Genomic DNA, 26,156 nt, shown 5'->3' with positions numbered 1-26,156 from the left:
CTAAAAATGCTTGGCCTTTGACCCTTTAACTTTGTCCGCCTCCCGGGGGTATCGTCTATAGTTTGGTTGTCCCAGACATCGATGGTGACATCTAGTCCCTGCTCATGCAGGGGTTTTACTTTGTAAGTCGTCATCGGCTGCCCCCAATCAAAACAAATTTGCGACGTTAAGTTGCGATAATATGGTTTTGCAAGTTATTGCATTTAGATACCCTATGACAGCGACCCCTTCCAACGATTTATCTGCCTGGGAGCGGCTAGAACAAGGCAGACAAGCAAAAGCAAGCAACGGTGGTTATGCGGGCTACGGCTCCCCTGCCTTTGGACAACGATCGATCGATGGGGAATTAGTGGATGATCCGGAAGAGTGCCGGGTCATTGAACTGATTCGCCGTCATCACAAATCAGGGAAATCCTTGCAGAAGATCGCCGATTGGCTTAATGAACAGGGCTACACCACCAAACGCGGTCTACCATGGCAGCGTATTTCCGTAAAGCGAGTGCTGGATCGACTTTATGGAAAGGTGTCCAGAATTTCCGGAGTAACCCTTCAGGCCGACCAGAACCCGGAAGTACTCACCCCAGCGTCTGGTGATGCCGCCCCTGAAACCATTAGAGGCTGAATAACCGCTAAATAAAAAGTTTCAGGCTTTAACCTGTTACATCCCTCTATGATACACCGAAGTGGGTCTAAAATCTTTACGAGTTTAATAAAAATTGTAACAAAACGTTACATCTTTTAGGAAAAAGTTAAATGACGCTACACTTTGAGATAGTTTTAGAACGGGTTTTGGCAACTCTGAGAGTCTGGGTTCTTTGCCCAGTGACTGTTCTGTCTATCTTGTCCTTTGCGATCGCAGGATGGTGCTGATGTCCCTCGATACACCTCTGAGTTGGGCCCCCGATCTGGAAAAGGCGATCAATCGCCAACCCTTGACGGTGCCGCCAACCACTTCCCTGGCAGATGCGATCGCCATGATCGGCCAGGCCTATAACCGTCTGTGTTTACTCACCGATGACCTATCCCCTCTAGCTGCTCCGGCCGGAGAGGTGCGTGTTAGCTGTCTGCTGGTGGTGCAAGGGCAAGAGCTATTAGGAATTTTGACAGAACGGGATGTGGTGCGACTCACCGCTCAAGGAATTAACCTGACTGAGACAACCGTTGCTGATGTGATGGTGCATCCCCTGATCACGTTACCCCAGCAATCTGCTCAAGACATTTTTGCTGCCCTGTTTTTGTTTCGGCGCTACCGCATTCGCCATTTGCCGATTGTCGATGACCAAGGACAATTAGTCGGGGTGATATCCCATGAAAGTATTCGCCAGATATTGCGTCCGGCCAATCTATTGCGATTTCGTCGCGTATCGGATGTGATGACCAGTCAAGTGGTACAGGCCCCACTCACCGCCACAGTCCTGCAATTGGCCCAGTTAATGGCGGAACATCGTGTCAGTTGTGTGGTGATCACCCAGAGAAATTCCGAAGACAATGACTACCCTGTTGGTATTGTGACAGAGCGAGATCTTGTCCAGTTTCAAGCAGTTCAAATCGATCTGCACAAAACTAGGGCCCAGACGGTGATGAGTACGCCCTTATTTCTCCTCAGTCCCGAGGATTCCCTGTGGACGGCCCATCAGGAAATGCAAAAACGGCGGGTGGGGCGTTTGGTGGTTTCTTGGAACTGGGGTCGGGGGTTGGGTATTGTTACACAAACCAGTCTGTTAAGGGTTTTTGACCCGATGGAAATGTATGGGGTGATTGAAAATTTACAGCAAACGATTCAACAGCTAGAGTCCGAGCGATCGCCCTTCCCTCCTTCTCCACCAGCGGACTTATTACCCCAACGGACCCGCACCCCATCAGAAAAAGAGAGCGCAGGCGATCGCGAGTTATTACTTACCTTGCTGGACAATGCCTACAAAGACGTAAAGTATATGTTGGCTAACTTAGATATTGTCGTCGAGCAGCGGCGATCTTTGCTTCAATCTGTTCTCGATAAGCTTGAGTACCTCGGCCGTGAAATTAGCTCTTAGTAAGCTGTTCGTAATTTAAATTGCTTGTTGAGACGAGGCAAGAAGCAAGACCCCCTAAACCCCCGACATCGGGGTAGGGTTGATTCATGAATCAACCCTACTATCAATTAACCCTACTATCAATTAACCCTACTATCAATAAAATTGGCTAATTCAGGAGTTATTATTATGCTAGAACAAATGATGAAGATGTTAGAAGGGCAACAAATAAACTCTTATCGTCTTAATAAGTTTCTCGGTGCTGGTGGTTTTGGGGGTGTATTTCATGCTAGTGAAAGGGAGGATCCGCGCCCCCCTTATCAAGGGGGAATTAAGGGGGGATCAAGGGGGAATTAAGGGGGGATCAAGGGGAATTAAGGGGGGATCAAGGGGGGATTAAGGGGGGATCAAAGGCACAATCTATCTTCAATTTAATAATTATAACCACTCACTTAATAGGATAGTTACACAACGTAAAAATTGGCTAATTCAGGAGTTATTATTATGCTAGACCAAATGATGAAGATGTTAGAAGGGCAACAAATAGGCCCCTATCGTCTTAATAAGTTTCTCGGTGCCGGTGGTTTTGGTGGTGTATTTCATGCTAGTGAAATGGTCAGAAATACATCGGTACAAGAAGTTGCCATTAAAGTTATCCCCGAAAGTAGCGATGATAAATTAATTGAATTAACAAATGCCAGAAAGTTAGAACATTCTAATTTAATTAAGGCTTATTCGGTGGGGGAATTTACTTTTCTCAATACTGAAATGCTTTATTTAGTGATGGAATTGGCACAGGGTAGCCTAGAAAATCACATTGCCAAAGGCGGTTTATCATCAAGTGAGATTAAAAATATTACTGCTCAAGTCGCCCAGGGCTTAAATTATCTTCATGGACAAAATAAAGTCCATCGAGATTTAAAACCGGGTAATATCCTCAAGGTTAATCAACAATACAAGTTAGCAGATTTTGGCTTAATTAGAACCTTAAATAACAAAAGCCACACTCAAACCGTCCACAATAGCGGTACAATTATTTATATGCCTCCTGAGGCCTTTAGGGGGGATATTTCCTCAGCTTGGGATCTGTGGTCATTAGGTATTATGTTAATCGAAATGACGACTAATCAACTTCCCTATAAGTTTAATAATGATATTAACCAGTTAATGGCCAAGGTGATGAATTGTGAGCTACAAATCCCCAGTTTACCGAAAGAGTTTAAACCGATTATTGAAGGGTGTTTGCAAAAAGATAGAAAACAAAGATGGACAGCACAACAGGTTTTAAATGCCTTACAACCTGTGGGATGGAATTCTCCCCCGTCACCTCCACCAGCACCGGCAGCAGTCAAAAAGCCTGTTTCACCTACTCCATTTACCGAAAAACTACCCAATCGAGTCACACTAGAGATGGTGAACTTACCAGCAGGTCAATTTCTCATGGGATCTGCTGACAGTGATCCCGATGCTAAAAGCTATGAAAAGCCTCAACACCAAGTTAAAGTCAACAGTTTTGCGATTGGGAAATATCCAGTGACTCAGGCACAATATCAAGCAGTAATGGGAACCAATCCCTCTCATTTTAAAAACAACTCTTGGTTGAAAAATAATCAGCAAAATCCGGTAGAAAATGTTAGTTGGAACGACGCTAAAGCCTTTTGTCAAAAATTGAGTCAAATAACAGGGAAAACCTATCGCCTACCGACGGAAGCGGAATGGGAATATGCTTGTCGTGCGGGGACCACTACTCGCTATTATTTTGGTGATGATGCTAATCAGTTAGGAGATTACGCTTGGTATGACGGAAATTCTCAGGATAAAACTCATCCTGTGGGCCAGAAAAAGCCCAATGCTTGGGGACTGTATGACATGAGTGGCAATGTTTTTGAGTGGTGCGAGGACAATTGGCATGATAGCTAGGGTTTGCTGAAAAAGTAAAAAACAAAAACTCTCAAAAATCAGCCCGAATTTAAGATAAGTTTTTCTGTTGAGAAATCAGCTTTTTTATCATCTTTTCTAATCAAAGAGGGATGAATAAAGCTAAATTTAGATGTATAAAGAAATAGGGACAAAAAAAGACAGTTAACCTGTCTAAGCAGGTTAGAAAGATTGATGACTAAAAAAGTAATGGCAATGGAAGTTTCTGAAGTTTTATCAAGTTTTGTCATGATACAATCAAGACTATATCTTCTTTTTGCTTGACCAAATTTACCTTCAATTGCATTCCGAATTCCTTCATCCTCAAGAGCTTGTTTTTTAGTTTCTTTACTAATATTTTTAGGTGGTCTTCCTAGAGGAACTCCACTGATTCTAATTCCTCTTTCTTTACACCAAGCTAGATTTTTTCTAGTTCGATAAATTTTATCAACATGAACTGATTCTGGATAATATCCTGTGAATTCTTTATACTCTTCTACTTGCGCTTGTAAGTCCCCAGATTCATTAAAATTATCCCAACTTAAATGGTCTAAAAATACATAACTCTCAAAACAGCTTACTGAGATTTTTGCTCCAAATTCAACTGGTTTTCCTGCTTTTCCTCTAACGATAGGGCGGATGTGTGGTTGGGTTATACTCACAATTCTATCATCAATTCTCGATGATTTATTTTCCCACATCCACAATTGTTGACGATAAACTTCTGTCACCACTAACAACATTTTGTAGTTTCTTTTGCTGAGACTACTTAACTCTGATCCCCCCTCGATTAATTTCTCTATTTGAGATAGATTTCTTTTGATATATTGCAGTTGCTTCTTGATAGCTTCTCGTCTTTCTTTTTGAGAACAACGACGTTTTTTGGCTACTTTTAAATAATCTTTTCTCGCTCTTTTTCTATAAGTTCTTGGCTTTTTCTTCAGCTTGATTCTCAAACTTTGATAGAGACAATCTAGAATGTTTTCTGTTTTCTTTCTTGCTTGATTTAATATCCCTAAATCCTGGGGATAACTTAGATCAGCAGGTGCGCAACTTGCATCTAATATTAATTTTCCTTTATTTTTTATTTGACTCTCTTTTTCTTCTTCTTTTCTTTCACTTTTTTCTTCAATTTCCTTCTTTTTTCTCTCTCTCATCACCATTCTTTTATTAATTTTATTGATTAAATTCTTACTGATTCTTTTACGAAAATTAACGAACATTGTCGCATCAAATAGAGCTTCATTACTATAGGCTGACATCCCTAGAAAATACTGTAAATAGGGGTTTTCCTTGATTTGCTCTATGGTTTCCCTGTCGCTTGTTTTTAATTTTTCCTTAATAATTAATGCTCCTAATGCCATCCTAAATGGTTTGGCTGGCGCACCCATTTCTTCGTCAAAATTTTGGGCATATTCTTCTTCAAATTCTTCCCAGGGAATTAACTCTGCCATTATTATCCAGCGATTATCTGCTGATAATTTTCCCTCAAAAGGCAACTCAAAGTTTTCTGGGGCAATTGAAGACTCGTTCGTTTTTCGGTACATATGTTCTTGTCGGATAAGTGCAAGGGTATTTTAGCAATTTTAGCCGTTTTCTGTCCCTTTTTCTTGACTTTTTGGGAATTTAATATGGCTGTAATCCTTATATCATAAGTATTTCACAGTTATTCAGCAAACCCTAGCTATGAGAATGCGCCAAGGGATGGCAGTGCTTGGCTGATAAGGGATAATCATTTTCAAATACTGCGGGGCGGTTCTTGGTGCAGCCATCCAGTTCTCTGCCGTTCTGCTTCCCGCAGCCTCGTCAACCGCCGCGACTACCCTCTCAACTTCCTCGGTTTTCGGGTGGTGTGCGGTGCTGGGAGGACTCTATAACCCTTTTTCCCTTTTTTTCCCTTTTTACCCTTTTTCCCTTGTTTCAAGGCTCTGCCTTGAAACACAATATTTAAGGCTCTGCCTTAAAGCAATATTCAGGTAGAACCTGAAGAGAGCGTTCCCAGGTAGAACCTGGGAACGAGATAACGAGATAACGAGATAAAGCTTGTGCTATCTGTTCAAAGTTTAATCCTAATGCCAATAAACGCTGTTAATTCAGCTTCTTGTCTGCCTTACTCCAAAGCTTCCTGATAAACTTTAGTTTGTTTTAAATCGCTTAAACTAAACATCGCTTCTATCTCCTTTCTAGGCTCTTCTGGTTTCTGTGTGGAAACGAGGTCTATACTGATACTTTCTTCCGCAAAATAGCCCTAAAAGTCTTGCCCGATAAGCATTTCACGATTCCATAAGCAAAAATTATCACACAAAGTCGAGAAGAGCCCTTTCTACTGACTTGGGGTAACTTATAAACCAAAATTGTCTCTATCAATTCTAAAAGTTCTTGCTGTTGTTTGAGATTAGGTAATTCTTGTCTAATCCGTGGAATTAATTGTTTTCCTTGCCCTCAAATCATTACAGATATGCCAATAATCCCAGATAATAGAGAATGGATATCTCCGAAAATTAAATATGCGTAACCTGAAATTATTGGTAGGGACAATTCATGAATTGTCCCTACATTTTCGGAGTAAAATTTATTAATTATACCTACATTTTCGGAGTATAAATCATGAATTGTCCCTACATTTTCGGAGTATAAATCATGAATTGTCCCTACATTTTCGGAGTATAAATCATGAATTGTCCCTACATTTTCGGAGTATAAATCATGAATTGTCCCTACATTTTCGGAGTATAAATCATGAATTGTCCCTACATTTTCGGAGTATAAATCATGAATTGTCCCTACATTTTCGGAGTATAAATCATGAATTGTCCCTACATTTTCGGAGTATAAATCATGAATTGTCCCTACATTTTCGGAGTATAATTTATTAATTATACCTACATTTTCGGAGTATAATTTATTAATTATACCTACATTTTCGGAGTACAAATCATGAATTGTCCCTACATTTTCGGAGTATAAATCATGAACTATCCCTACATTTTCGGAGTAAAATTTATTAATTATACCTACATTTTCGGAGTATAAATCATGAATTGTCCCTACATTTTTGGAGTAAAATTTATTAATTATCCCTACATTTTCGGAGTATAATTCATGAATTGTCCCTACATTTTCGGAGTAAAATTTATTAATTATCCCTACATTTTCGGAGTAAAATTCATGAATTTTCCCTACGTTTTTTTCGGAGATGTCTAATGATGACACAGCTAGTCTCTCTGCTATAGTACAAAAGTCGTTTAGCATGATACGCTATGTTACCTTATTGCGATCGCTTTGAACTTTTCCTATTCCCTTTGAGTCGCTTGTCTAACCTGTTCGATCTCTAATTCTAAAGCTTGTGCTATCTGTTCAAAGTTTAATCCTAATGCCAATAAACGCTGTTAATTCAGCTTCTTGTCTGCCTTACTCCAAAGCTTCCTGATAAACTTTAGTTTGTTTTAAATCACTTAAACTAAACATCGCTTCTATCTCCTTTCTACTGACTTGGGGTAGCTTATAAACCAAGATTGTCTCTATCAATTCTAAAAGTTCTTGCTGTTGTTTGACCTGAGGTAATTCTTGTCTAATCCGTGGAATTAATTGTTTTCCCTGCTCGATCGCTCTTGCGGTGGGTGCTATAATTAATTGTAACATCGATATTCCCAGGGATTCCACTTCCCTAATTTTCAGGGAAAAAGTCCCAGAATTTTACCCCCTGAACACTGCAAGGACTGGCACTTTTTGCTTTTAAAAAAGCCTTTAGATTTATTCAGCAAACCTTAATTAATTAGTCCTTGAGCATTGCGATACATTGGGCTAAAGAAGCGTTAGTTTTCAACGCTTGCGGGTTAATATGGGTGGCAGCGGCTCGATAACCTTGTTCTAAGAGAGCCGCAATTAAATCTTCCCTTTTGGGTAAATCTAATTTACCCCTTCTACCAATTTCACGAAAGCTATAAAAATAGGGAGGAAAATCGTTCTCTTCCCTCATTATTTCTAACAATTTAACTACCTTTTTCCACTGCCATTGATCGGCTAAATCTGCCATTTTTTCTAGATAAAAGCGATCGTGTAAACTGCCTAACCACAAGGGTCCGGTTAAAGTTAAAGGTTGCCCGTCCCCAGAACAAACTATCTTGCCTAACTTCGGCCAAGGCACTGATTGATATTCCCCGCAGCTATGACAATAACCGAGAAAACCGTAGTTATGACTATTTAATTGTCTATTAGCTGTTAACCGCACCATCACCCGATAACTTTGACCGAAAAAGAAGGAAAAAACTGGCGTAATTCCTAAACCTAACCGGGCTGATTCTAATTGCAAACCGGCGATAATTAATCTTAATCCCTGTTCGTGGGCAGCTGGATGATTGCGAGCAGAGGCTCCATAATCAGCTAAACTATTTTCTAGATTATGACCCGTCAGCGTCCGTCCATCGGTATTAGTTAGATAAATTAAACCACCGATTTTAGTGGCTAAAGGAATAGCACTAAACAGAGATGCGGGAGAACCAAAAGCATCAATATCAACTAGATCATAATGGTCTTTTTTAAGATAACATTCTAGGAGAACTTCTTGGGCAGATTTATAGGTTATTTTGATTTTTTTCTGTTGTAATAAACTCTCTAAGTTAGCGTCTAAAGTTGGCTTAATTTCTGGATTACCATCATTAACCCACAGCCAATCCGCACCACTTTCTAACCAATACCTGAGTGCTCGCACACCAGAGCCGCTCATTACTTCTAAAACGCGCAAACTGCCCCGCTCTTTTTGGGCAATTGCCGCCCCTAAAACTCCTAAATCTCGGACGATTTTACTCTCCAGTCGATAAAAAGTATTGTTGATATTAAATATCGCTTTTTCTTCCTGCATCGCTCATCTCATAATTAAGTAGGTAGGCACAATTATTTGTAGGATGGGTTAGCGGTAGCGTAACATGAGCGGGCGTTGGGTTTCATGCTTCAACCCAACCTACGTTCATTTTATATTTAATTCCACCCACCTACTTAGCACTCGATCTCTTCTTTTGTCTTTCCATGATTAACTAGGATCGAAAAGGGTCAACCACTGCCAAAACCAATCAGACATCAAGATAGAAGTAAATCTAAAGAAAGTGTGAAATTATCAGAAATTCCCGATTTTTTTACTATTATATCCCTAAAAAGCTGATAGTTTCCCCATGAGAACGGCAAATTGAAGGTAAAAAATAACTATTTTTTAATATCTTATAACAGTTTAATCCGGTCTGATGGGAGATAACCTAAAAGCAAAATCATTCAACCTTGATATAGAGATGAAAAAGTATCTAGCAGAGTTCATCGGGACGTTTTGGCTCGTTCTCGGTGGTTGCGGTAGTGCCGTTTTAGCGGCAGTATTTGTGGGTAAAGCCAAGAGTGTCGTAGATGGTGCTGATTTTAATATCCATCTGGGGATTTCTTTTGTGGGTGTCGCCCTCGCCTTCGGTTTAACCGTCCTTACTCTTGCCTACGCTTTCGGGCATATTTCGGGGGGACATTTTAATCCCGCCGTTTCCTTCGGTCTCTGGGCAGGTAAACGCTTCCCCGGTTCGGAACTACTTCCCTACATCATCGCTCAAGTTTTAGGGGCGATTTTAGCGGCGGTAATTATCTACATTATTGCCAGTGGTCAACCTAGTTTCGCTCTGGGAGGCCGTAACCCTCTGGCCACCAATGGTTACGGAGAACATTCTCCCGGTGGTTACAGTTTATTCGCCGCTTTGGTCACGGAAGTGGTCTTGACCTTCATGTTCTTAATTATCATTTTAGGCTCTACCGATCGACGCGCTCCAGCGGGTTTTGCTCCCATCGCTATTGGTTTAGGATTGACCTTAATTCACTTAATTAGCATTCCCGTGACCAATACCTCCGTTAACCCCGCTCGTAGTACCGGTGTTGCTCTTTTATGCGGTAATATGGCTCTCGTTGGTCAATTATGGTTATTCTGGATTGCTCCCATTGTTGGGGCCGTGGCTGCGGGTTTCCTCTACAATAGTTTCTTTGAAGAAACTTTAGAAGAAAGGCGAGTTAGAGAATAAGTGGAAAGTTACCGCTAAAGTTTGATTGCTTCAAAAGTCAAGTGCTGATAGCGATTCCTGTGGGGTCGCTATTTTTTTCGTCCCCACCGACAAAATTGAGCAGCGCTCGTCGTCCTTGCTCGCCTCGATCGAGTAAAGTAATCTCTAGATAATTTTCCGGCAAAAAAGTTAAACGTTCTGACCATTCGATCGCCACTATCCCTAAATCCACCTCGATTCCCTGCCAATAATTTTCTAGGTACAGCGCCTCGATATCTTGACCCTGCAAACGATACAAATCCAAATGATACAAAGGAAGGCGGCCTTCGCTATATTCGTTAACGAGGGTGAAGGTAGGACTAGCTATAGGCTCTTGAATACCCAATCCTAGGCCAATTCCCTGTACTAAGGTGGTTTTTCCCGCTCCCACATCGCCTTTTAATAAAATTACACTGCCGGGGGCCAAGGTTTGCCCCAGTTTTTCCCCTAAATTGACAGTAGCTTCTCGATCGGGTAAGTCGATAATCATTTTTTCCGCTAGGATGCCAATTAATCACTGATTCTAATATGAGTAGGTAGGCGTTAAAAGTTATCAGATGCCCCCCTTATTAAGAGGGGATCCCCCGCCTACCGGCACCCCCCTTATCAAGGGGGGCAGGGGGATCGAACCTAAAATCCATTTTTAATTTAATTATAACCAGCTACTTAGCGATCAGAGCAGGTTTCTGACCTTCTTGGCCCTGGTGGGCTAAATCTGGTCTTTTGATCGAGAAAAATAGAAGCAGTTAAACTCATCTCTTATCTTTTAGTCTTACCTTTGGTCAAATGGTCGCCATCAGGGCAGAGATAAGCGATCGGCGAAACCTTCCGGTAGATTAGACTAAATGGGAGTTGGTTAACTGCTTTTATAAAATTGATGGTTCCCTAACCATCAGCATTGTCTAGGGTCGAAGGCAATAAAACAACCGAAGTTTAGGACTTTAAGCCAGAAGTTAAGAAAAAAAGTGAAATTATTATTTTTGAGTAATGGCCACGGTGAAGATGAGATCGCGATCCGGATTATTAAAAGACTGCAATCATCTCCCCTCTGTCCGGATATTACTGCTTTATCCCTAGTGGGTAACGGTTATGCTTATACTCGTCTGGGGATTCCCCTTCTCGATCGAGGTCAAAAAATGCCCTCTGGGGGTTTTATAACTAGGGATGCCAAACAATTATGGCGAGATCTGCGGGAGGGATTATTAGGATTAACCTCCCGTCAATACCGTCTGGTCAAAAATTGGGGCCAAGAAGGGGGAAAAATTGTCGCAGTGGGAGATATCTTACCCTTGCCCTTGCTTGGTTGAGCGGGACAGATTATGCTTTTGTGGGAACGGCTAAATCGGAATACTATCTCCGGGATGAGCAGGGATGGTTAGATAGTAGCTCGATGATCGATCGCCTCTGGGGTTCCTATTATTATCCCTGGGAACGCTGGTTAATGGCTCATCCTCGCTGTCGGGGGTTTTTCCCCGGGATAGTTTAACTAGCAAAATTTTACAACAGTGGTCAATTGCCGTTGTCGATGGGGTAATCCGATGATGGATGACCTTTTACCCTCGATAACGGGCGATTTTCCCCAAGATTGCCTAACTATTCTGCTGCTACCCGGTTCGCGCTTTCCCGAATCTCTCCACAATTGGCAGCAAATTCTCGCAGCTGTGACGGCCATGATCGGACGTTTTCCCGATTACAAGCTGGAATTTTTGGCAGCGATCGCTCCTCCTCTCCCCCTAGAATCTTTTACGGCTGCTTTAACTTCCCGGGGTTGGCGAGAACAAAGCATAAACAAGTTTATTTGTCAAGAGGTATTTATAACTATTTCTCAAAGGGATTACGCCGAATATTTAGGCCGTTGCCATCTAGCGATCGCCATGGCGGGAACTGCCACGGAACAGCTCGTCGGTTTGGGTAAACCGGCGATCACAATTGCGGGATCTGGACCACAATTTACTCCCCATTTTGCCAAACTGCAACAGCGTTTATTAGGCTGTTCAATTCTCTTAGGTGATAGTGCCGACTCAGTGGCGGACAAGTTAGAATATTTATTACAAAATCCCCCAAAGTGGCAAGAAATCGCCTTTAATGGTCGTCAGAGAATGGGATCGGCCGGTGCCTCCGATCGCATTGCCCAATGGTTACTAGGGTATTTTTGCCCTTAAACGAAAGTATCGGTCTGATTTTCGCCGCTAGTGGGCCCCTCAAAAATAGTTTCTAGGGCGATTTTTTGGGCGCTTGGTTGTTGTCCATAGCTGAAAAGATAGGGAATTTCTCCGCTTTGTTGACGAAACCACTGGAAAACGTAGGGACTACCATAAATAATCAATGCTTGAATTTGTCCAGTTTTCAGCAAAGCTTGATAGATAGCTTTCGTTTCCTCCCTTAATCCGGCACTACCCCGAAAAGGATTACCACGGATGAATACTTGTAGGAGAGTCGTTTCTGGGGAGACGAGGGACTGATTAAAGGTGCTACGGTCGATTATTTGGGTTTGATAACCCCATTGTCGGGGAATTGTCACCGCCGGACAAGAGCGATCGAGAAAGTCACAGTTGAGTAAATCATCGATAATGATTAAATTGCGGCCTTGAGTGGCTTTAATGGGTAAATTACCGCTAACTGTTTGGGAATCTTTTAAAATATCGCTGACAATCTCTAGAGCTTGCGGTGCCGCTAAACTGCTTAAGGATTCTAAGGATGGCTGTCTTTGCCCTAATTTTTCCTTTGCTCGTTGAATACGTTGCCAAGAATCATTAATTCTGGCTTCGCTAATTGTACCCGCTTGCACGGCACTATACACCGCTTCGATCGCTTCGATCGGATCGGGAGGCATTAACAGTATATCGGCCCCCGCCTGTACCGCCCTCACTGCTATGGCGGCAGCGCTGGCAATTTTAGTCACTCCTCCCATAATCAGGGCATCGGTGACGATTAAACCCTGAAAACCGAGATTTTGGCGCAGTTTTTCCCCGAGAATTTTCGAGGAAAGAGTAGCGGGAAATTCGGCATCCCAAGCGGGAATTAACAGATGGCCTGACATAATACTATCAACCCCCGACTCGATCGCCGCTTGAAAGGGCGGCAATTCGATCGCTTCTAGGCGATGATGATCGTGGTTGATGATGGGAAGATCGAGATGGGAGTCATTGCTGGTGTCACCGTGGCCGGGAAAATGTTTGGCCGTGGTCAAAACTGGATAGGAATCGGCCCCTAAAATAAAAGCTTGAGCTAGATTAGCGACGATTTCGGGAGTTTCAGCGAAGGAACGAATATTGATAACAGGATTGTCGGGATTATTGTTCACATCGACAATTGGGGCTAAAATCCAGTTAATCCCGATCGCTAGTGCTTCCTTCGCGGTAATTGCTCCCATTTCCCTAGCATATTCTGTGGCTTTTGTCAAGCTTTTTTCAGCTATTTTTCCTAAAGCCATCGGTGGGGGGAACCAAGTAGCGCCGGAAAACCTTTGGCCGACTCCCTCCTCGATATCGGCAGCAATGAGCAGAGGATTATCCCCGGACCAACTTTGTAATTGTTGGCTACGGAGAGCGATTTCGGCGGCGCTGCCTCCCAACAGAATCACCCCACCGAGGTGGAGGGTTTCTAACCAATGTTTCAGGGTGGCGTTGACAGGTTCCCAAGCAGGATAGCGGATTTGTTGGTCAAAGAGATAGCCGGAAGCGCGGACTACTATCATCTGACCAATGCGTTCTTTTAGGGATAAAATGCGATCGCTCACTATTCAGTTATCAGTTATCAGTTATCAGTTATCAGGTTTAAGTTTTAAGTTCCCAGTTTTGTCTAAATCCAGTTTTGCCTAAATTTAGTTATCCTCTACTGGTCACTGGTCACTGATATCGGAATCGTCATCTTCTGGGGGTCGATCGCTTTTAATATGATCAAGAAGGTGTAACATTCGATCGCCGCGTTCAAGGGAAGAATCTTCTAGGAAGACCACTTCGGGGGTACGTCTGAGACGGATGCGTTGACCGAGTTCGCGCCGGACGAATCCCGCAGCAGCTTTTAACCCGGCCATAGTTTCGGCCTTTGCATCTTTGTTGCCGTAGATAGACACAAAAATCCTAGCGTGTTGTAGGTCGTGGGAGAGATCTACATCGGTAACGCTAACCATACCAGCACCGACCCGATCATCTTTAATTTCCATTAATAACATTTGGCTGACCTCGCGCTTAATTAGCGAGGACACGCGAGATACTCGACGGTCGTTAGCCATAATTTTTGTCCCCTAAAAACAGCGAAACCCTTACCATTGTATCAAGCTAATCCGAGCATGGCTTTGAGGGTGAAATAAAGAAAGGCGAAAGTTCCCCCCAGAAAACCCACAAGTGCGATCGCTGTGAGGGGATTTTTTAATAAAGGGGCCAACCAGCCGAAAAAGGCGAAGAAAATCCCTAAACTAAAGCTAATCAGATAGCGGGGGTAACGGCTCACGTTATCAAAAAAGTCGCCCATAAATTTTATTTATTATCTTTGTCCGTAAGTAATTATAGCAGTAAGCTTCGATGCTGCCACGCCGCCCGATTCAAGGGACTTAGCCACAGCCATGTTCAAGGATAATTCGATAACCTTTGAGAGAAGGATCGGTAAAAACATCCTCTGGATTCCGACCGATCGCTATCTGTTTTTCTGGTAAAACTAAAGTGATAACGGGTAAGGTAGAAGTATTTATACGCGGACAAAAAGATGGGGCTGTGCATCATAATTAGGGCGATGGAAGTCCTAGCAATTGGAGTGGATGGGAATCACTGGGTGGCGAAATCCAAGGCTCTCCTACAGTTGTTTCTTGGGGAACTGACAAACTTGATTTTTTTGCCCGTGGGATGAATAACCGGATTTAGTATTATTTAGGGCTTGCTGAAAAAGTTTTTCGTGGGGCAGGGTCTGGGGTTTTACCCATTTTCAGGGAAAAAGTCCCTGAATTTGCCCCCTGATCACTCCCATGCCGGGTACTTTTTGATTGACAAAAAGTCTAAAAGTCTTATCCAACAAGGTTTTAAGATTTATTCAGCCAGCCCTATATAACTGATTACTGATTACTGTCGCGGCTGCACGGGGAAACCTTGACGCTGAAGCATTTCCGCCGCATCTTGGCCCGGTTGATAGTTGATGCCGAGGGTAGAGGTGGCCGTATCTTCGATGATTTTGGGAGTGAGGAGAATAATCACCTCCGAGCGGTCGTTGCGATTGGTACGACTGCGGAATAAAGCCCCTAAAATGGGAATATCCCCTAAAATCGGCACTTTTGTCTCAGAACTCTGTTGGCGCTCTTGGATAATCCCGGAAAGAATTAAACTCTGTCCATCCCGGAGACGAATTAAACCAGAAGTCAATTCCCGACGAATCAGAGGGGTAAGGGTGTTGACTGTCAGACCACCGCTATCAAATCGAATTGGAGATCCCGGAGAGGCAACAGTGGGGCTAACCGACAGGGAAATAAAGCCGTTATCATCCACCTGATCGATGTTTACCGCTAAAGTTAATCCAGCATCGGCCAGTACAGGGACAGTGGTGCGTACGCCACTGAGAGGATCTACACTTGTCGCCACACTTTCTAGCACTTTCTCGGTGAGCTTAACGGTGGCCTGTTGACCTTCCTGCACCACCAGGGAGGGATCGGTGAGAATCTTGGCATTTCCTGTCTGAATTGAGGCTTGCAGGGTCATCAGGAATTTTTGGGGATATTGGAATAGGGTCGGGGGTTCGTATTCGTACTCTATTATTCCCGTCTCTGGGTCAATATTAACATCACTCAAACCGGGTTGGAAGGGGTTAACAGTGCGACCAAAACTAGGGCGCGAGTAGGGTGTTAGACCCCCTGAAAAGTCATTGGGTCCTTGGTTAACACGGCCAAAGGGAGCGCCATTCTGAATGTCAAAAAAAGGTTGAATTTCTGCTGTCCCCGTACCCGATATGATATCGAAAATCGGCACAACAGGCTGTGCAAAAGCCCCCGCTCTGCCTACAGTCGAGCTAGTGGGTGGGTTGATATTACCAAAGTTCAGCACTGCCGCCCCGTTATCTTGAACAAAGAAACCATCGTTAAAACCGAAGGAAAAACTACTGTTAAAACGGTCTGTATTGAGTAGGTTAACATCGATAACTTTGACATTAACTACCACCTGACGGCGACGGGCATCTAGTTGGGTTAATAAAGAGGTGGCGATCTGGACTTGCCGCGCTTCGCCGATTAAATTGATAGAATTAAGGCGCTCGTCGGCGGCAACTCTTAAACCAGTTAAAAGTAAGGCAGCTTTTGAGCCTTTCGTTTCTTGGGGGGCCAGTGGCTCTAGGGTGGGAGGAACATCCCGGCGACCGATGACTCGTCCGGTGAGGGGATCGACGATATCCTCGGTTTGGGTAACTAAACGCTGGTATTCTGCCCCTTGGGTAGCGAGGAAAGTGGCGGCGGCGACGGATTTAACTTGGTTGAGACGCAGGGTGCGGCTAATCAGATTACGAGCGCCTTGGGGTAATTGCGCCCCAACAAAGATAGTTGTACCCTGACGGTTGGCCTGGAGTCCAGAAATTAACAATACGGCATTAAAAATGTTTTCCACCGATTCGTTAGTAAATTCTAAGGAAACTGTCTGAGAGGTGGCGTTAGTTTCCCCCTGGGCGCTGGTGAAAACGACGTTATAACCGGCATAGTTAGCAAGGGTCATTAACACTTCTCTAGCGGAAGCTTCCGGAGTAAAACACGAGGTACAATCATATTACGCTCGAATTTGACCTTTTCGGCACTAGCATCGATGTTAGAGATGGCAATATCTCCCACCGGTGGGGCGACGGCCCGGGGTAGGTGGGAGCGCCGGGGGCTTGGGGTGCGCCTTGAATGATAATTTCGGGTTGGGGACAAGGGGCGCACTTTGGGCGAGCAGTTTTTCACTAGCTAAAATGCGATCGCTGATCTCCTTTTGTACGGCATCGGGGGTGGAACGAAATTCTTAGGTCTTTTTTGTAAATTTTCTTGACTAAACTCTTGCGAAAATTCAATTTTTGATGTAGTCGATTTTAACTCTGAACCATCGAAGGACTCGGGGGTTTCGGCCAAAGTGCTCAGGGGAGCCATCAATAAAACGAGGCAATTTGGGGGACAAACAGAGCATAACGGGACGAATTCACTTTAATTTCACTCCTCAACAATTGGGGTATTCAACGGACAAAAACTAAACACTCACACCGGATTGAAAACTATTATGGCGCGGACTAGCGGGGGTTGACCTTCGGCGGGGGTTGACCTTCGGCGGGGGGGGCGGTGCTAATTTCGCCAATTCTTCAGCATTGAGAGGAATAATCACATCGAGAAGAAAGGTGGTAGTAACGGGTTGATCGCCTTGGGGAACGATAGTGGCTTTATTGTTGCAGTACTAACCACTTGAACCGCCGATCCTTCCTTTTCCATCTGGTATTGAGACTGTTGAGCAAAATGAGCGGCTGTAATCTTTCTAAATCCCGAATAACCTCTTGAGTGTTAGCATATTCCCTTCGATCTTGACGTTAAGAGTTTGACGTTTTGAGCTTATTATTAACCGCGCTACCGAGGGAACCATCGAAACCACCACTGGTTCTAGTACTTGGGGTTGGAAACTAATCAGCTTAACATTGCGAGAACTTAAAGATCTTGCTAATATCTAAGAGAATTGTGCTTAAGTTCTTTTCTGAGCAAAAAGCGCGAGAATTTGCTGTTTTAGTTGCCTCTTTTTGTTGCAACTGACTCTCAATTTTTGCTAATTCGGCCGGTCCGAGACCGCTTTTTTTGTTGATCTATCTGTTGTTGTTTGCCAGCTGCATCGTTTTGCAACTGTTGCAAGGTATCATAAGCGGGCATCACCCAGTTAAAAAGCAGATAGAAAGAGCCAAGTAAACCTAGCACAGCGGCAGCGATGCCACTATTGCGGGGAGTAAAAGTTATCCCGAAAGCGATAGGATACTCCTCAAATTCCTCTAATTCCCGATCTTCAAATTCTTCGGTAAAGTCATGGTTGAATGGCTCCTTGGCGTTTGAGAGTGTTAATCCTAGTGATAACTCCGATCGCTCCATTCCGGGCGAGATTGGGCAGTTGTTCCGTAGCGGGAGTATACTTAATTGGGCGGTGATCACAAATTGAACCGCTTGGGGAAAGTAACATTAATATTTTGTACTGATTATCCACCTCTACGGGTAATCGGCCAGGGCAGCACTTTCGATCACCGTTTGCCTACCCTGTAAAAAAGGAGAAGCTTGTAGGGTTAAGAGATAATCATTGACTGCTTCGTATTAACTGGCAAAACCACTGATTTTTAAGCGAGTAGCCCGATTCTGTTGCCCTTGATCTGGGGCAGCGGGAACCTCCACTGCTGCACACTGGTTAGCTGGACACTAGGGGGAGTTTGGCAGGGAATTTCCTGAAGAATAGCTGACCAAGGCCTAATCTGATTGAATACGTTACCAGAGCTTCATTTTCTTCTCCTACCGCCGTTAGTTGCGCTTCATGTCTTCTAGCTTTTTGCTTGGGCTTGCAGTTGACCTAATTCCGCATCCAGTTGCTGAATTAGGGCCTGAGTTTCGCTGGTTTGCCAACCGAGGATTAAACCGAGTAATCCCGTCAGTGTCAATAATCCGGCCCCCACTCCCACACCGATCAACAGGGGTGTTTGTTTACGCAGGTTAATAGCGGTGGAAATCTTGGCTGCGGGGGTTCCTTTCCCGTTTGGTAAGATGGCGATCCTTAAGAAAATTAACGTCAAGACTATACATAATTTTTGTCTATACCTCCCGTAATCCTAAACCGAGAACTGTTCCTAATCCCGGTCTTTCGGTATTAGGAATCTCTTGAGTTGTATCTAAGTTCAGTGATGCGATCGGATCGATTGCCATGGTGGGACGCTGAGACGTTGAGTAAAGTATTCGTCTAGTGCGCTAAACCGCCCCGGGACCGGCTAAAAGTAATTGGACGATTTCCAGGTCATCACTTTGGTTAAGATAGAAATTAATTGATCGCCGTAACTCATCGGTTAATTCCCCTAAAACGCGCATCAGTGCCGTCATCCCGGCGTTAGTAGGGGCCCCGGAAGTGCCGGTATTGGTGCTAAGACTATCAAAGCAATAATCGGAATTGTCATCCCCAAAAGAATCTCAGGACTGCGGGGAGGTGGGCAAATTCATCGCCCTGGAGAGGGCATTTTGTACTGGAAAGTGCCGATGGGGACAGTGCGGGAAAATTGGGAACGCCGTCCACCACGATGGCAATTTCCGTGTTATCAATTCTATATCAACAATAACGGCGGCTTCATTGGAACTAAACTGTCGCAAATGCTCGCGAATCGTCCGAATTAGGGCAAAACTATTAATTTCTAGCACATCTACCTGTAATCCTGCCTGTTGGAAGGTTTCCATGTAGGCATCGGTAATCTCCCGACGAGTGGCTACCAGCAAAACCTGCACTTTTTCGATCCCGTCTTCATCCTGAAAGTAGCCTAGTTTTTGGTAGTCGAGATCCACTTCCTCGCGAGGATAGGGAAGGTATAAACTAGCCCTCATGATTTAAGACCAGATTTCGCAATTCCTGATTCGTCCAATTCCGAGGGAATGGGGATCATCCGGATAATTGACTCGCGCATCGGCACACCCAGTAGCGACTCGTTTGCTGTTAATTTTATTTTCCTTGAGGACTTCTTGGATTAATTCCGCTAAAGCGGGGGAATCGACGATTTTTCCCTCCTCAAAGATGCCTTCCGGGATATCCGACGAACAACATTTAACTAATTGATAATTTTGTCCCTGTTTGGCGATCTGAGCTATGTTAATGCGCTCTGGGGTGATCTCTAACCCAACACCTTGAGGTTTTTTTGTCAATAGCTTTTTAAAAAAACTTACCATAGATTTTCCTGGGCAGCTCTAAGAGAATTAGTGATTAACAAAGCAAATAATTTTTGACCTGATTTTATCTAGGGTCGATCAAGGCAGTAAATCAGTCTATAAACGATCCTGACTGGGTAAATTACCCAGAAAAGGTAAAAATCGAGAAGGAGAGAAGCTATTTCGTCCCTAAATAACCCGATTATCTGTGTTCAGATCGAGGTTAATCTTAACTGGGTGAGAGGAGAGGAAGTGCCTATTGATAGTGACATTGTACTCAATTTTGGTGAAAGAACCAAGTCCAAGCTAAAAATTGGCCATTACCCCCCCTTTTTTTTCTGCTCCACTAGATCAAGTCAGCTTTCCCTAGTTAGGGGTTGCGGCAAAAAGTTTTTCGTGGGGGCAGGGTGTCGGGGGTCGGGCATCGGGTTTTAAGCTAAGAGGCATTTTCACAGCCCGCCAATTCAAAAATGAAACGCAGGACTCCTCAAGACAAAAGTTCAAGAAATCTTAGAAGTTATTAAAATAATACAAAAATAAACTCAACGTAAACCTAAAACATTGTCAAGGAAAATCAATCATGTTTCTCCGTCCTTTCTCTATCTTAATTACCCTCTGTCTCGGTTTAGGCTTCCTTTCTCTCCCTCGGCCCGTTCAATCTTTACTTTAAATGCGATCGCTCAAGTCAATGCTGCCTCAACTGCTCTGGACTTTTTCAATCAGGGAGTAAAAAGATTACAACAAGGTGATCTAGAGGCTGCCATTAATAGTTTTAATGAAGCCATTCGTCTTAATCCTAACTATGCTCAAGCCTATGGCAACAGAGGAATTGCCTATAGTCGTTTACAGCAATATGACCAAGCCCTGGCTGATTATAACCAATTTATTCGCTTTAATCCCAATTCAGCAGTAGCTTACTATAACCGAGCAACTTTGTATGATCAATTAGGAGATTCTCAAAAAGCGATCGCCGATTATGCTCAAGCAATACGACTTAATCCTAATTTCACTCAAGCAATTAGTGGCCGAGAAATTGCTCAGAATAAATTAAGAACACCTCAACAAAGTATCTCCACTACTAACGCGCTCGCTCAATATTTTTCCAATGGAAGGAATGCTAAGGATTTTTTTGTTCAGGCGATGGATAAATATGACAAAGCAGATTTTGATGGTGCAATTGTCGATTTTAGCCAAGCGATTCAACTCAAACCCGACTATGCTCAAGCTTACATGGGCATGGCAATGGCATATAAGGGTTTAGGAGATTTAGAAAATCAGATCACAGAGCTACGAAAAGCGGCAGAATTACTTCAAAAACAGGGAGATACAGAAGCATACCAGACAACCATAGATTTAATCAAAGTAACTCAGGATTTGATCGATAGCATTCGATCAAATCCTAATTCTAAACTAGCCTTTGCCGAGTTGTTTTTTAATTATGGAATAGAGGAATGGAAAAAAGGAAATTTTGTGCAATCGCTGGCACAATTTAACCTGGCGATACGTCTCAATCCTAACGATGCTATTGCTTACATTCTTCGAGGCGACGCATATTTTGAGTTAGGGGAATATCAAAAAGCGATCGCCGACTACACCCAAGCAATTCGCCTCAATCCTAACGATGCTCGTGCTTATCTTTTTCGAGGTAATGCCTATGGTCAATTAAAAGAATATCAAAAAGTGATCGCCGACTACACCCAAGCAATTCGCCTCGATCCTAACTATGCTGATGCTTACAACCTGCGAGGGCTTGTCTATGAAATGTCAGGAAACCGTCAAAAAGCGATCACCGACTTGGAAAAAGCAGCCAATTTATATCAGCAACAGGGTGACACAGCACAAGCTCAAAAAGTCTTAGATTTGTTGAAAGAATTACAGCAATAAACTCAAGGTAAACCTAAAACATTCGGCCTGTTCAATCTTTACCTTTAAATGCGATCGCTCAAGTTAATGCTGCCTCAACTGCTCATTCCATCAGGGAGTAAAACAACGCCAATTCAAAAATGAAACGCAAGACTCCTCAAGATTTGACAGAGAAAGGCTCATCGGTATTGTCCGAATCAATACAACCCAAATTCCGCAGGTGGAAAAAGACAAAGGAAAAGACAGAAAAAGCCGAACAATTCACTAAATATAAATACTCAAGAAAGTCTCAGGGTGAGCGCATTGAAAACTCTATTGACAATTGGTCAATTAGGTTTTGTCCCTTAGATATTTCTGGCTAAAACTAAATATTTAGCCACGGTGTTAGGAACTAGCGTCGTCAGACGTGGATGGTAAAACCGCTGCCTAGTCGAGCCGTCAGGACTCAAACGGTAAGTCTGCCAAAGGAAGCGTCAAAAGCACAAAATCTGTGAGATTAGCGTTTCCAAAGCTAATCAAGCGCGAAGCGGATTAGCCTAGTTCATTTTTTTAGACACTATTTTTTCGTGACTCCAGGAAACCGGCGCTCAAATGCTTCTGACGGGCGTGATTTTCCCGTATAATTAGGAGTTTGCACAGTGACAAAAGAAGTTAAGGAGCGAGTTCGATGGCACGAATGTACTATGATGAGGATGCCAATTTAGATTTATTAGCGGGAAAACGATCGCTATTATTGGTTATGGTTCCCAGGGTCATGCCCACGCATTAAATCTCAAGGATAGTGGCGTTAATGTGATTGTTGGTCTATATCCCGGCAGTAAATCGGCAATCAAAGCCAAAGAAGCCGGTATTCCGGTTTATGATGTGGCCCAAGCCGCTAAAATTGCCGACTGGATCATGATCCTCTTACCGGATGAAGTGCAGAAAACGATTTATCTCCACGAAATTGCCCCGAATTTAAGCCCAGGCAAGGTTTTGTCTTTTGCCCACGGCTTTAATATTCATTTCGGTCAAGTGGTTCCCCCGGATAATGTCGATGTGGTTATGGTTGCCCCCAAAGGACCGGCCATCTCGTCCGTCGCACCTACGAACAAGGTCAAGGAGTCCCCTGTTTATTCGCCGTCTATCAAGATGCTACCGGCCAAGCACGCGATCGAGCGATGGCCTACGCTAAAGGTATCGGTGGCACTCGGGCCGGGGTTTTGGAAACCACTTTCCGCGAGGAAACAGAAACCGACCTTTTTGGCGAACAGGCAGTATTATGCGGTGGTTTAAGTGCTTTAATTAAAGCTGGCTTTGAAACCCTCGTGGAAGCTGGTTATCAGCCCGAATTAGCCTATTTTGAGTGTTTACACGAGGTGAAACTGATCGTCGATCTGATCGTCGAGGCGGTTTGGCCAAAAGCGCGATAGTATTTCCAATACAGCCGAGTACGGTGACTACACTCGCGGTCCGCGGGTGGTGACGGAAGCGACTAAGACCGAAATGCGGAAAATCCTCGGGGAAATTCAATCGGGACAATTTGCCAGAGAGTTTGTCCTCGAAAATCAAGCAGGTAAACCGGGTTTCACCGCTATGCGTCGTCAAGAAGCAGAACATTCGATCGAAGAAGTCGGCCAAGACCTGCGGGCAATGATGAGTTGGCTTAAACGCTAGTTCTCTTTTTTTTCGGTGGGGGTTGGACGCAACGCGGCAATTCTTGCCCTTGCGTCCGTCCCGACACCCTACACCCCACACCCCAAAAGGAAAACTCCTATGTCACCATTTAAGATAACTGCTGTATTCCCATTTCAGTAGCCCTCCTGCAAAAATAAGTTATCGAGCCGCTATTGGGTCACAATATCTAAAAGCTCGGATAAATTCGACATAATCTTAGGTTTTATGGATAGTCTAGTCGTCTCTTGTCTTTTTTCTTCTCCTGACTCCGACGACGGCTACTGACTCCTAACCCTAACAACAATTTTTGATTTTTACAAGAGGTCTAGTAGATCGCCTCTCGTGATTTGACCAGACCGATCGCCCGTAAACCGGCAATCACACCACAACCGATCACCATACCGACAAAGGAACGAATCAGATTTTCTAGGGGAACGATCCCAATTAAAGCGATCCAGACTTCTTCGGGCCAGTTAAAAATCGAGTAGGTAATGGCGACGGCCCCTAAATGGGAGAGGCCGCTGGCGGTCCAGGTACCCCAAAAATTCCCGCCGCTACTAGGGCCAAATTGCTGCCTTTGATCCAATGGGTAAAAAGAGTCCGGGTTGGTAGGATAAATAATACCAAAGCTGACCAATCGACGAAAGCCCCGGCAATAAAGATTCGTGGCGAAATGCCGTTCAGTCCGATCGCCCGGTTAGCGTAGATAAACAGGGGAATCAGAAAAATTAACGTTAATCCTAACCACCAATAACGGCGTTTTTTGCCTAAAACCATCGTTCCCGCCACAAAACTAGACAAAATCGCCCCAAAGACCGAAATAGCGGGAATTCCTGCTGTGTAGGGGCAAGGAAAGCCCCAATTAAGGACCCAATGCCACTAGCGATCGCTCCAGCGATCGGGCCGAGTAACCAACCCAAGAGGGGAAAAACCGCTTGACTGAGGGGCATACTACCGCCAGAAGCGAGGACAATGGAGAAGGGAATAAAAGAAAGGGTGGTGACAATGGCGGCTAAGACGACAATATAGGCGATCGGCGCACCATCAATGGCGGCACTACTGACAGCTTCCACTTTGCGTTCTTCCCCTTCGGGATAATATCTAGGGTCATAGTTGCAAGGGTAATTCTAACTTTTCTATCATCCTCTGGTTTGATCTTCTTCGGGCAATTATTGATTTTTTCGATAACAGCGCACGGTAATGTGATCCTAAATCCGTTGAGTATGGGCTACATACCAGGACAGGCACCCATGCAAAACGGAGAATAAATAATCAGTCTTTAACAACTGGATTTATAGCGTTTCCTGTTCGCAAGAGGTACATTATCGATGTTAAAAAGCTTGTTCAGCAAAGGTTTAACTGTGCCACATAGTGTGAGAACCGCTATAGTATGACATCCAAACAGATAAAACTCAAAAACAGTAGAGCCAGCTTTTGGCGTATATCCGCAAAAACTGGCACCTTCTATCTACTGACTTTCATATATTTAAGGTCTTTATCTCGGCTGACCTCATTTCAAATTGTCTATAGTATTTCCTACTTTTCCATCGTTTCCTCTATACTTAATTATTTTTTAATATTTACTTCTGTGAGGATTGGTCAGGTTTTATTAAGTAATGCTGCGGATGGAGGGAAACGCCGAGAATTTGTGATATCCACACCTCAAAATCGTGGATTGGATAAGCTGCCCCCCCCGTCAAGGGATTTACCATTGGTTTCACCAGAATGGTAAACATTCCCAGACGATTTCCCGCTAAAAATCGGTAAACAAGCGATCGCCAACCATAGCAATTTGTTGGGGGGGAAGACTCATGGCTGCCATCGCTTGCCGGAGTTTGCGTCGAGAGGGTTTCACCGCACCGAGAAGGTAGGGAAGTTGTAAATTATCAGCGATCGCACCGATCCGATTTTCACTGAGATTATTGCTGACCAACCAAATCGGTAGATCAAGACGCAAGGAATCGACCCAACGCTGTAAATCGTCAGAAACCGCCGTTTCCTGGAGGGGAACAAGGGTATCATCCACATCGAGAATCAATCCCTTAATCCGATGCTGACTCAAAATCTCCAGAGTGAGACCGAGAATCGTATCCCCTAAAATTAAATCGGGTTGTAGAATTTTTGCTCTAGTCATTACTTCTCAAAAATAACTGGCACCGAGTCGATCGAACTCAGCTTCCCTACTTAGTATAAATGACCGACTGCCTCTGAAAATCTTGCCCGGTCAATCCCTTTACTTGGCCGCTCGAATCACCTGTAAACTGCCACCAGCGTATAATTTTTGTTGACAATCACGAAAACCGATCGCCTGTAAAGATCGGATCAGATCCCGATCGATAAACTGCCAAGCGGTATCGGTTTCAAATAATTGCAAAAATAGGGCTAAAGAAGGCCAAAAAAGCGGGTTAGTGGGTCGATGAAAATCCACGAGGGCAAAAATTCCCCCGGTCTGAGAACTCGATACACTTCTTTAAGGATTTGCTCTAACTGCTCCGGTTCCATTTCGTGGAGAGCGGCGCTAGTATGAACAAAGGCGAATTCTCCGGCATTAAAGGGCATTTTTTCGGCTAATCCCTCCACATAATGCGCTTGCGGCACCGCTAAACTAGCTCGCTCCAAGGCCCGGGAGAGACATCTAAACCGACACAGCGATCGGATAGGGGTACTAAATAACGGGTGGTTTGACCCGCACCACAACAGAGATCGAGGATAGGGTCATTTTTAGCGATTTTTAAACCTTCTAGGGCCAATTGCCGAAAACGGGTCTCCCCACCCACCGCTAGGGCA

General features: G+C 43.9%; 16 protein-coding genes and 11 pseudogenes. 10 read left to right on the top strand and 17 right to left on the bottom strand.

Annotation, left to right across the window (positions count from 1 at the left end; translation table 11 throughout):
• The first annotated feature begins 181 nt into the window (after window positions 1–181).
• The 4 genes and pseudogenes from VL20_RS00115 to VL20_RS00105 form a co-directional block, all read left to right on the top strand.
• Entirely contained in the window at window positions 182–622 is a 441-nt protein-coding gene (locus tag VL20_RS00115) for a recombinase family protein (RefSeq protein ID WP_052275231.1), read from the top strand.
• Between the two features lie 238 nt (window positions 623–860).
• On the top strand, window positions 861–2,033 hold the full coding sequence (locus VL20_RS00110; protein ID WP_052275230.1) for a CBS domain-containing protein: 1,173 nt from the start codon (window positions 861–863) through the stop codon (window positions 2,031–2,033).
• Between the two features lie 168 nt (window positions 2,034–2,201).
• Window positions 2,202–2,369, top strand: coding sequence for a hypothetical protein (locus VL20_RS31530; protein WP_167341528.1), 168 nt, complete (start codon window positions 2,202–2,204; stop codon window positions 2,367–2,369).
• Between the two features lie 147 nt (window positions 2,370–2,516).
• Window positions 2,517–3,929 (top strand): annotated as a pseudogene (locus VL20_RS00105) (protein kinase domain-containing protein); the annotation flags it as partial.
• Window positions 3,930–3,970: 41 nt separating this feature from the next.
• Here the strand turns inward: VL20_RS00105 and VL20_RS00100 are convergent.
• On the bottom strand, window positions 3,971–5,476 hold the full coding sequence (locus tag VL20_RS00100) for an IS5 family transposase (protein WP_052275229.1): 1,506 nt from the start codon (window positions 5,474–5,476) through the stop codon (window positions 3,971–3,973).
• Between the two features lie 135 nt (window positions 5,477–5,611).
• Here VL20_RS00100 and VL20_RS26635 point away from each other — a divergent pair.
• Window positions 5,612–5,806: pseudogene (locus VL20_RS26635) on the top strand (SUMF1/EgtB/PvdO family nonheme iron enzyme); the annotation flags it as partial.
• 70 nt (window positions 5,807–5,876) lie between these two features.
• Here VL20_RS26635 and VL20_RS33510 read toward each other — a convergent pair.
• The 4 genes and pseudogenes from VL20_RS33510 to VL20_RS00085 form a co-directional block, all read right to left on the bottom strand.
• Window positions 5,877–6,368, bottom strand: a pseudogene (locus tag VL20_RS33510) (DUF2887 domain-containing protein); the annotation flags it as partial.
• Between the two features lie 3 nt (window positions 6,369–6,371).
• Window positions 6,372–7,181, bottom strand: a complete 810-nt coding sequence (locus VL20_RS00095) for a hypothetical protein (protein ID WP_052275228.1) — start codon at window positions 7,179–7,181, stop codon at window positions 6,372–6,374.
• A 41-nt stretch (window positions 7,182–7,222) separates the two neighbouring features.
• Window positions 7,223–7,589: pseudogene (locus tag VL20_RS00090) on the bottom strand (DUF2887 domain-containing protein); the annotation flags it as partial.
• Between the two features lie 115 nt (window positions 7,590–7,704).
• Entirely contained in the window at window positions 7,705–8,790 is a 1,086-nt protein-coding gene (locus VL20_RS00085; RefSeq protein ID WP_052275227.1) for a class I SAM-dependent methyltransferase, read from the bottom strand.
• 421 nt (window positions 8,791–9,211) lie between these two features.
• Here VL20_RS00085 and aqpZ point away from each other — a divergent pair, with 421 nt between their 5' ends.
• Window positions 9,212–9,973: an aquaporin Z gene (gene aqpZ / locus VL20_RS00080; protein WP_284525944.1), complete on the top strand. Its 762-nt coding sequence runs from the start codon at window positions 9,212–9,214 to the stop codon at window positions 9,971–9,973.
• Window positions 9,974–10,010: 37 nt separating this feature from the next.
• Here the strand turns inward: aqpZ and tsaE are convergent, their stop codons facing one another.
• The gene (gene tsaE, locus VL20_RS00075) at window positions 10,011–10,481 is read right to left on the bottom strand and encodes a tRNA (adenosine(37)-N6)-threonylcarbamoyltransferase complex ATPase subunit type 1 TsaE (RefSeq protein WP_052275225.1); all 471 of its coding nucleotides are present in this window, start codon (window positions 10,479–10,481) and stop codon (window positions 10,011–10,013) included.
• Window positions 10,482–10,956: 475 nt separating this feature from the next.
• Here tsaE and VL20_RS00070 point away from each other — a divergent pair.
• A pseudogene (locus VL20_RS00070) lies at window positions 10,957–12,153 on the top strand (lipid-A-disaccharide synthase-related protein).
• On the opposite strand, the gene VL20_RS00065 reads toward VL20_RS00070, so the two are convergent.
• The 8 genes and pseudogenes from VL20_RS00065 to pilM all read right to left on the bottom strand — a co-directional run bounded on the left by VL20_RS00065 (window position 12,150) and on the right by pilM (window position 19,871).
• Window positions 12,150–13,730, bottom strand: a complete 1,581-nt coding sequence (locus tag VL20_RS00065; protein WP_072924537.1) for a glycoside hydrolase family 3 N-terminal domain-containing protein — start codon at window positions 13,728–13,730, stop codon at window positions 12,150–12,152. The pseudogene VL20_RS00070 and the gene VL20_RS00065 overlap by 4 nt on opposite strands.
• A gap of 102 nt (window positions 13,731–13,832) precedes the next feature.
• Window positions 13,833–14,225 carry a 30S ribosome-binding factor RbfA gene (gene rbfA, locus VL20_RS00060; RefSeq protein ID WP_002735717.1) on the bottom strand — a complete coding sequence of 131 codons (393 nt, stop codon included), beginning with the start codon at window positions 14,223–14,225 and terminating at the stop codon, window positions 13,833–13,835.
• 41 nt (window positions 14,226–14,266) lie between these two features.
• Complete coding sequence (locus VL20_RS00055) at window positions 14,267–14,464, bottom strand: DUF751 family protein (RefSeq protein ID WP_002737592.1); 198 nt, start codon at window positions 14,462–14,464, stop codon at window positions 14,267–14,269.
• A gap of 12 nt (window positions 14,465–14,476) precedes the next feature.
• Complete coding sequence (locus VL20_RS32020; protein ID WP_283160162.1) at window positions 14,477–14,605, bottom strand: hypothetical protein; 129 nt, start codon at window positions 14,603–14,605, stop codon at window positions 14,477–14,479.
• A gap of 440 nt (window positions 14,606–15,045) precedes the next feature.
• A pseudogene (locus tag VL20_RS00050) lies at window positions 15,046–17,134 on the bottom strand (secretin N-terminal domain-containing protein).
• A gap of 595 nt (window positions 17,135–17,729) precedes the next feature.
• Entirely contained in the window at window positions 17,730–18,053 is a 324-nt protein-coding gene (locus VL20_RS32015; protein ID WP_284525943.1) for a hypothetical protein, read from the bottom strand.
• Between the two features lie 437 nt (window positions 18,054–18,490).
• Window positions 18,491–18,739 carry a hypothetical protein gene (locus VL20_RS32010; protein ID WP_284525942.1) on the bottom strand — a complete coding sequence of 83 codons (249 nt, stop codon included), beginning with the start codon at window positions 18,737–18,739 and terminating at the stop codon, window positions 18,491–18,493.
• A 19-nt stretch (window positions 18,740–18,758) separates the two neighbouring features.
• Window positions 18,759–19,871, bottom strand: a pseudogene (gene pilM / locus VL20_RS00035) (type IV pilus assembly protein PilM).
• 540 nt (window positions 19,872–20,411) lie between these two features.
• On the opposite strand from pilM, the gene VL20_RS00030 reads away from it, so the two are divergent.
• From VL20_RS00030 to ilvC, 3 genes and pseudogenes are all read left to right on the top strand, one after another.
• Window positions 20,412–21,734 (top strand): tetratricopeptide repeat protein, encoded by a 1,323-nt coding sequence (locus VL20_RS00030; protein WP_052275224.1) that lies wholly within the window; start codon window positions 20,412–20,414, stop codon window positions 21,732–21,734.
• Between the two features lie 119 nt (window positions 21,735–21,853).
• Window positions 21,854–22,075: a hypothetical protein gene (locus VL20_RS00025; RefSeq protein WP_052275223.1), complete on the top strand. Its 222-nt coding sequence runs from the start codon at window positions 21,854–21,856 to the stop codon at window positions 22,073–22,075.
• A gap of 305 nt (window positions 22,076–22,380) precedes the next feature.
• Window positions 22,381–23,369 (top strand): annotated as a pseudogene (ilvC, locus tag VL20_RS00020) (ketol-acid reductoisomerase).
• A gap of 325 nt (window positions 23,370–23,694) precedes the next feature.
• Here ilvC and VL20_RS00015 read toward each other — a convergent pair.
• The 3 pseudogenes from VL20_RS00015 to VL20_RS00005 all read right to left on the bottom strand — a co-directional run.
• A pseudogene (locus VL20_RS00015) lies at window positions 23,695–24,480 on the bottom strand (ECF transporter S component).
• Window positions 24,481–24,949: 469 nt separating this feature from the next.
• A pseudogene (locus VL20_RS00010) lies at window positions 24,950–25,503 on the bottom strand (YqeG family HAD IIIA-type phosphatase).
• A gap of 99 nt (window positions 25,504–25,602) precedes the next feature.
• Window positions 25,603–26,155: pseudogene (locus VL20_RS00005) on the bottom strand (class I SAM-dependent methyltransferase); the annotation flags it as partial.
• Window position 26,156: the final 1 nt, after the last annotated feature.

The sequence above is a fragment of the Microcystis panniformis FACHB-1757 genome (genome assembly GCF_001264245.1).
Taxonomy (GTDB): domain Bacteria; phylum Cyanobacteriota; class Cyanobacteriia; order Cyanobacteriales; family Microcystaceae; genus Microcystis; species Microcystis panniformis.
The sequence above is the reverse complement of the archived record's forward strand: the minus strand, read 5'-3'. Positions and strand labels throughout refer to the sequence as shown.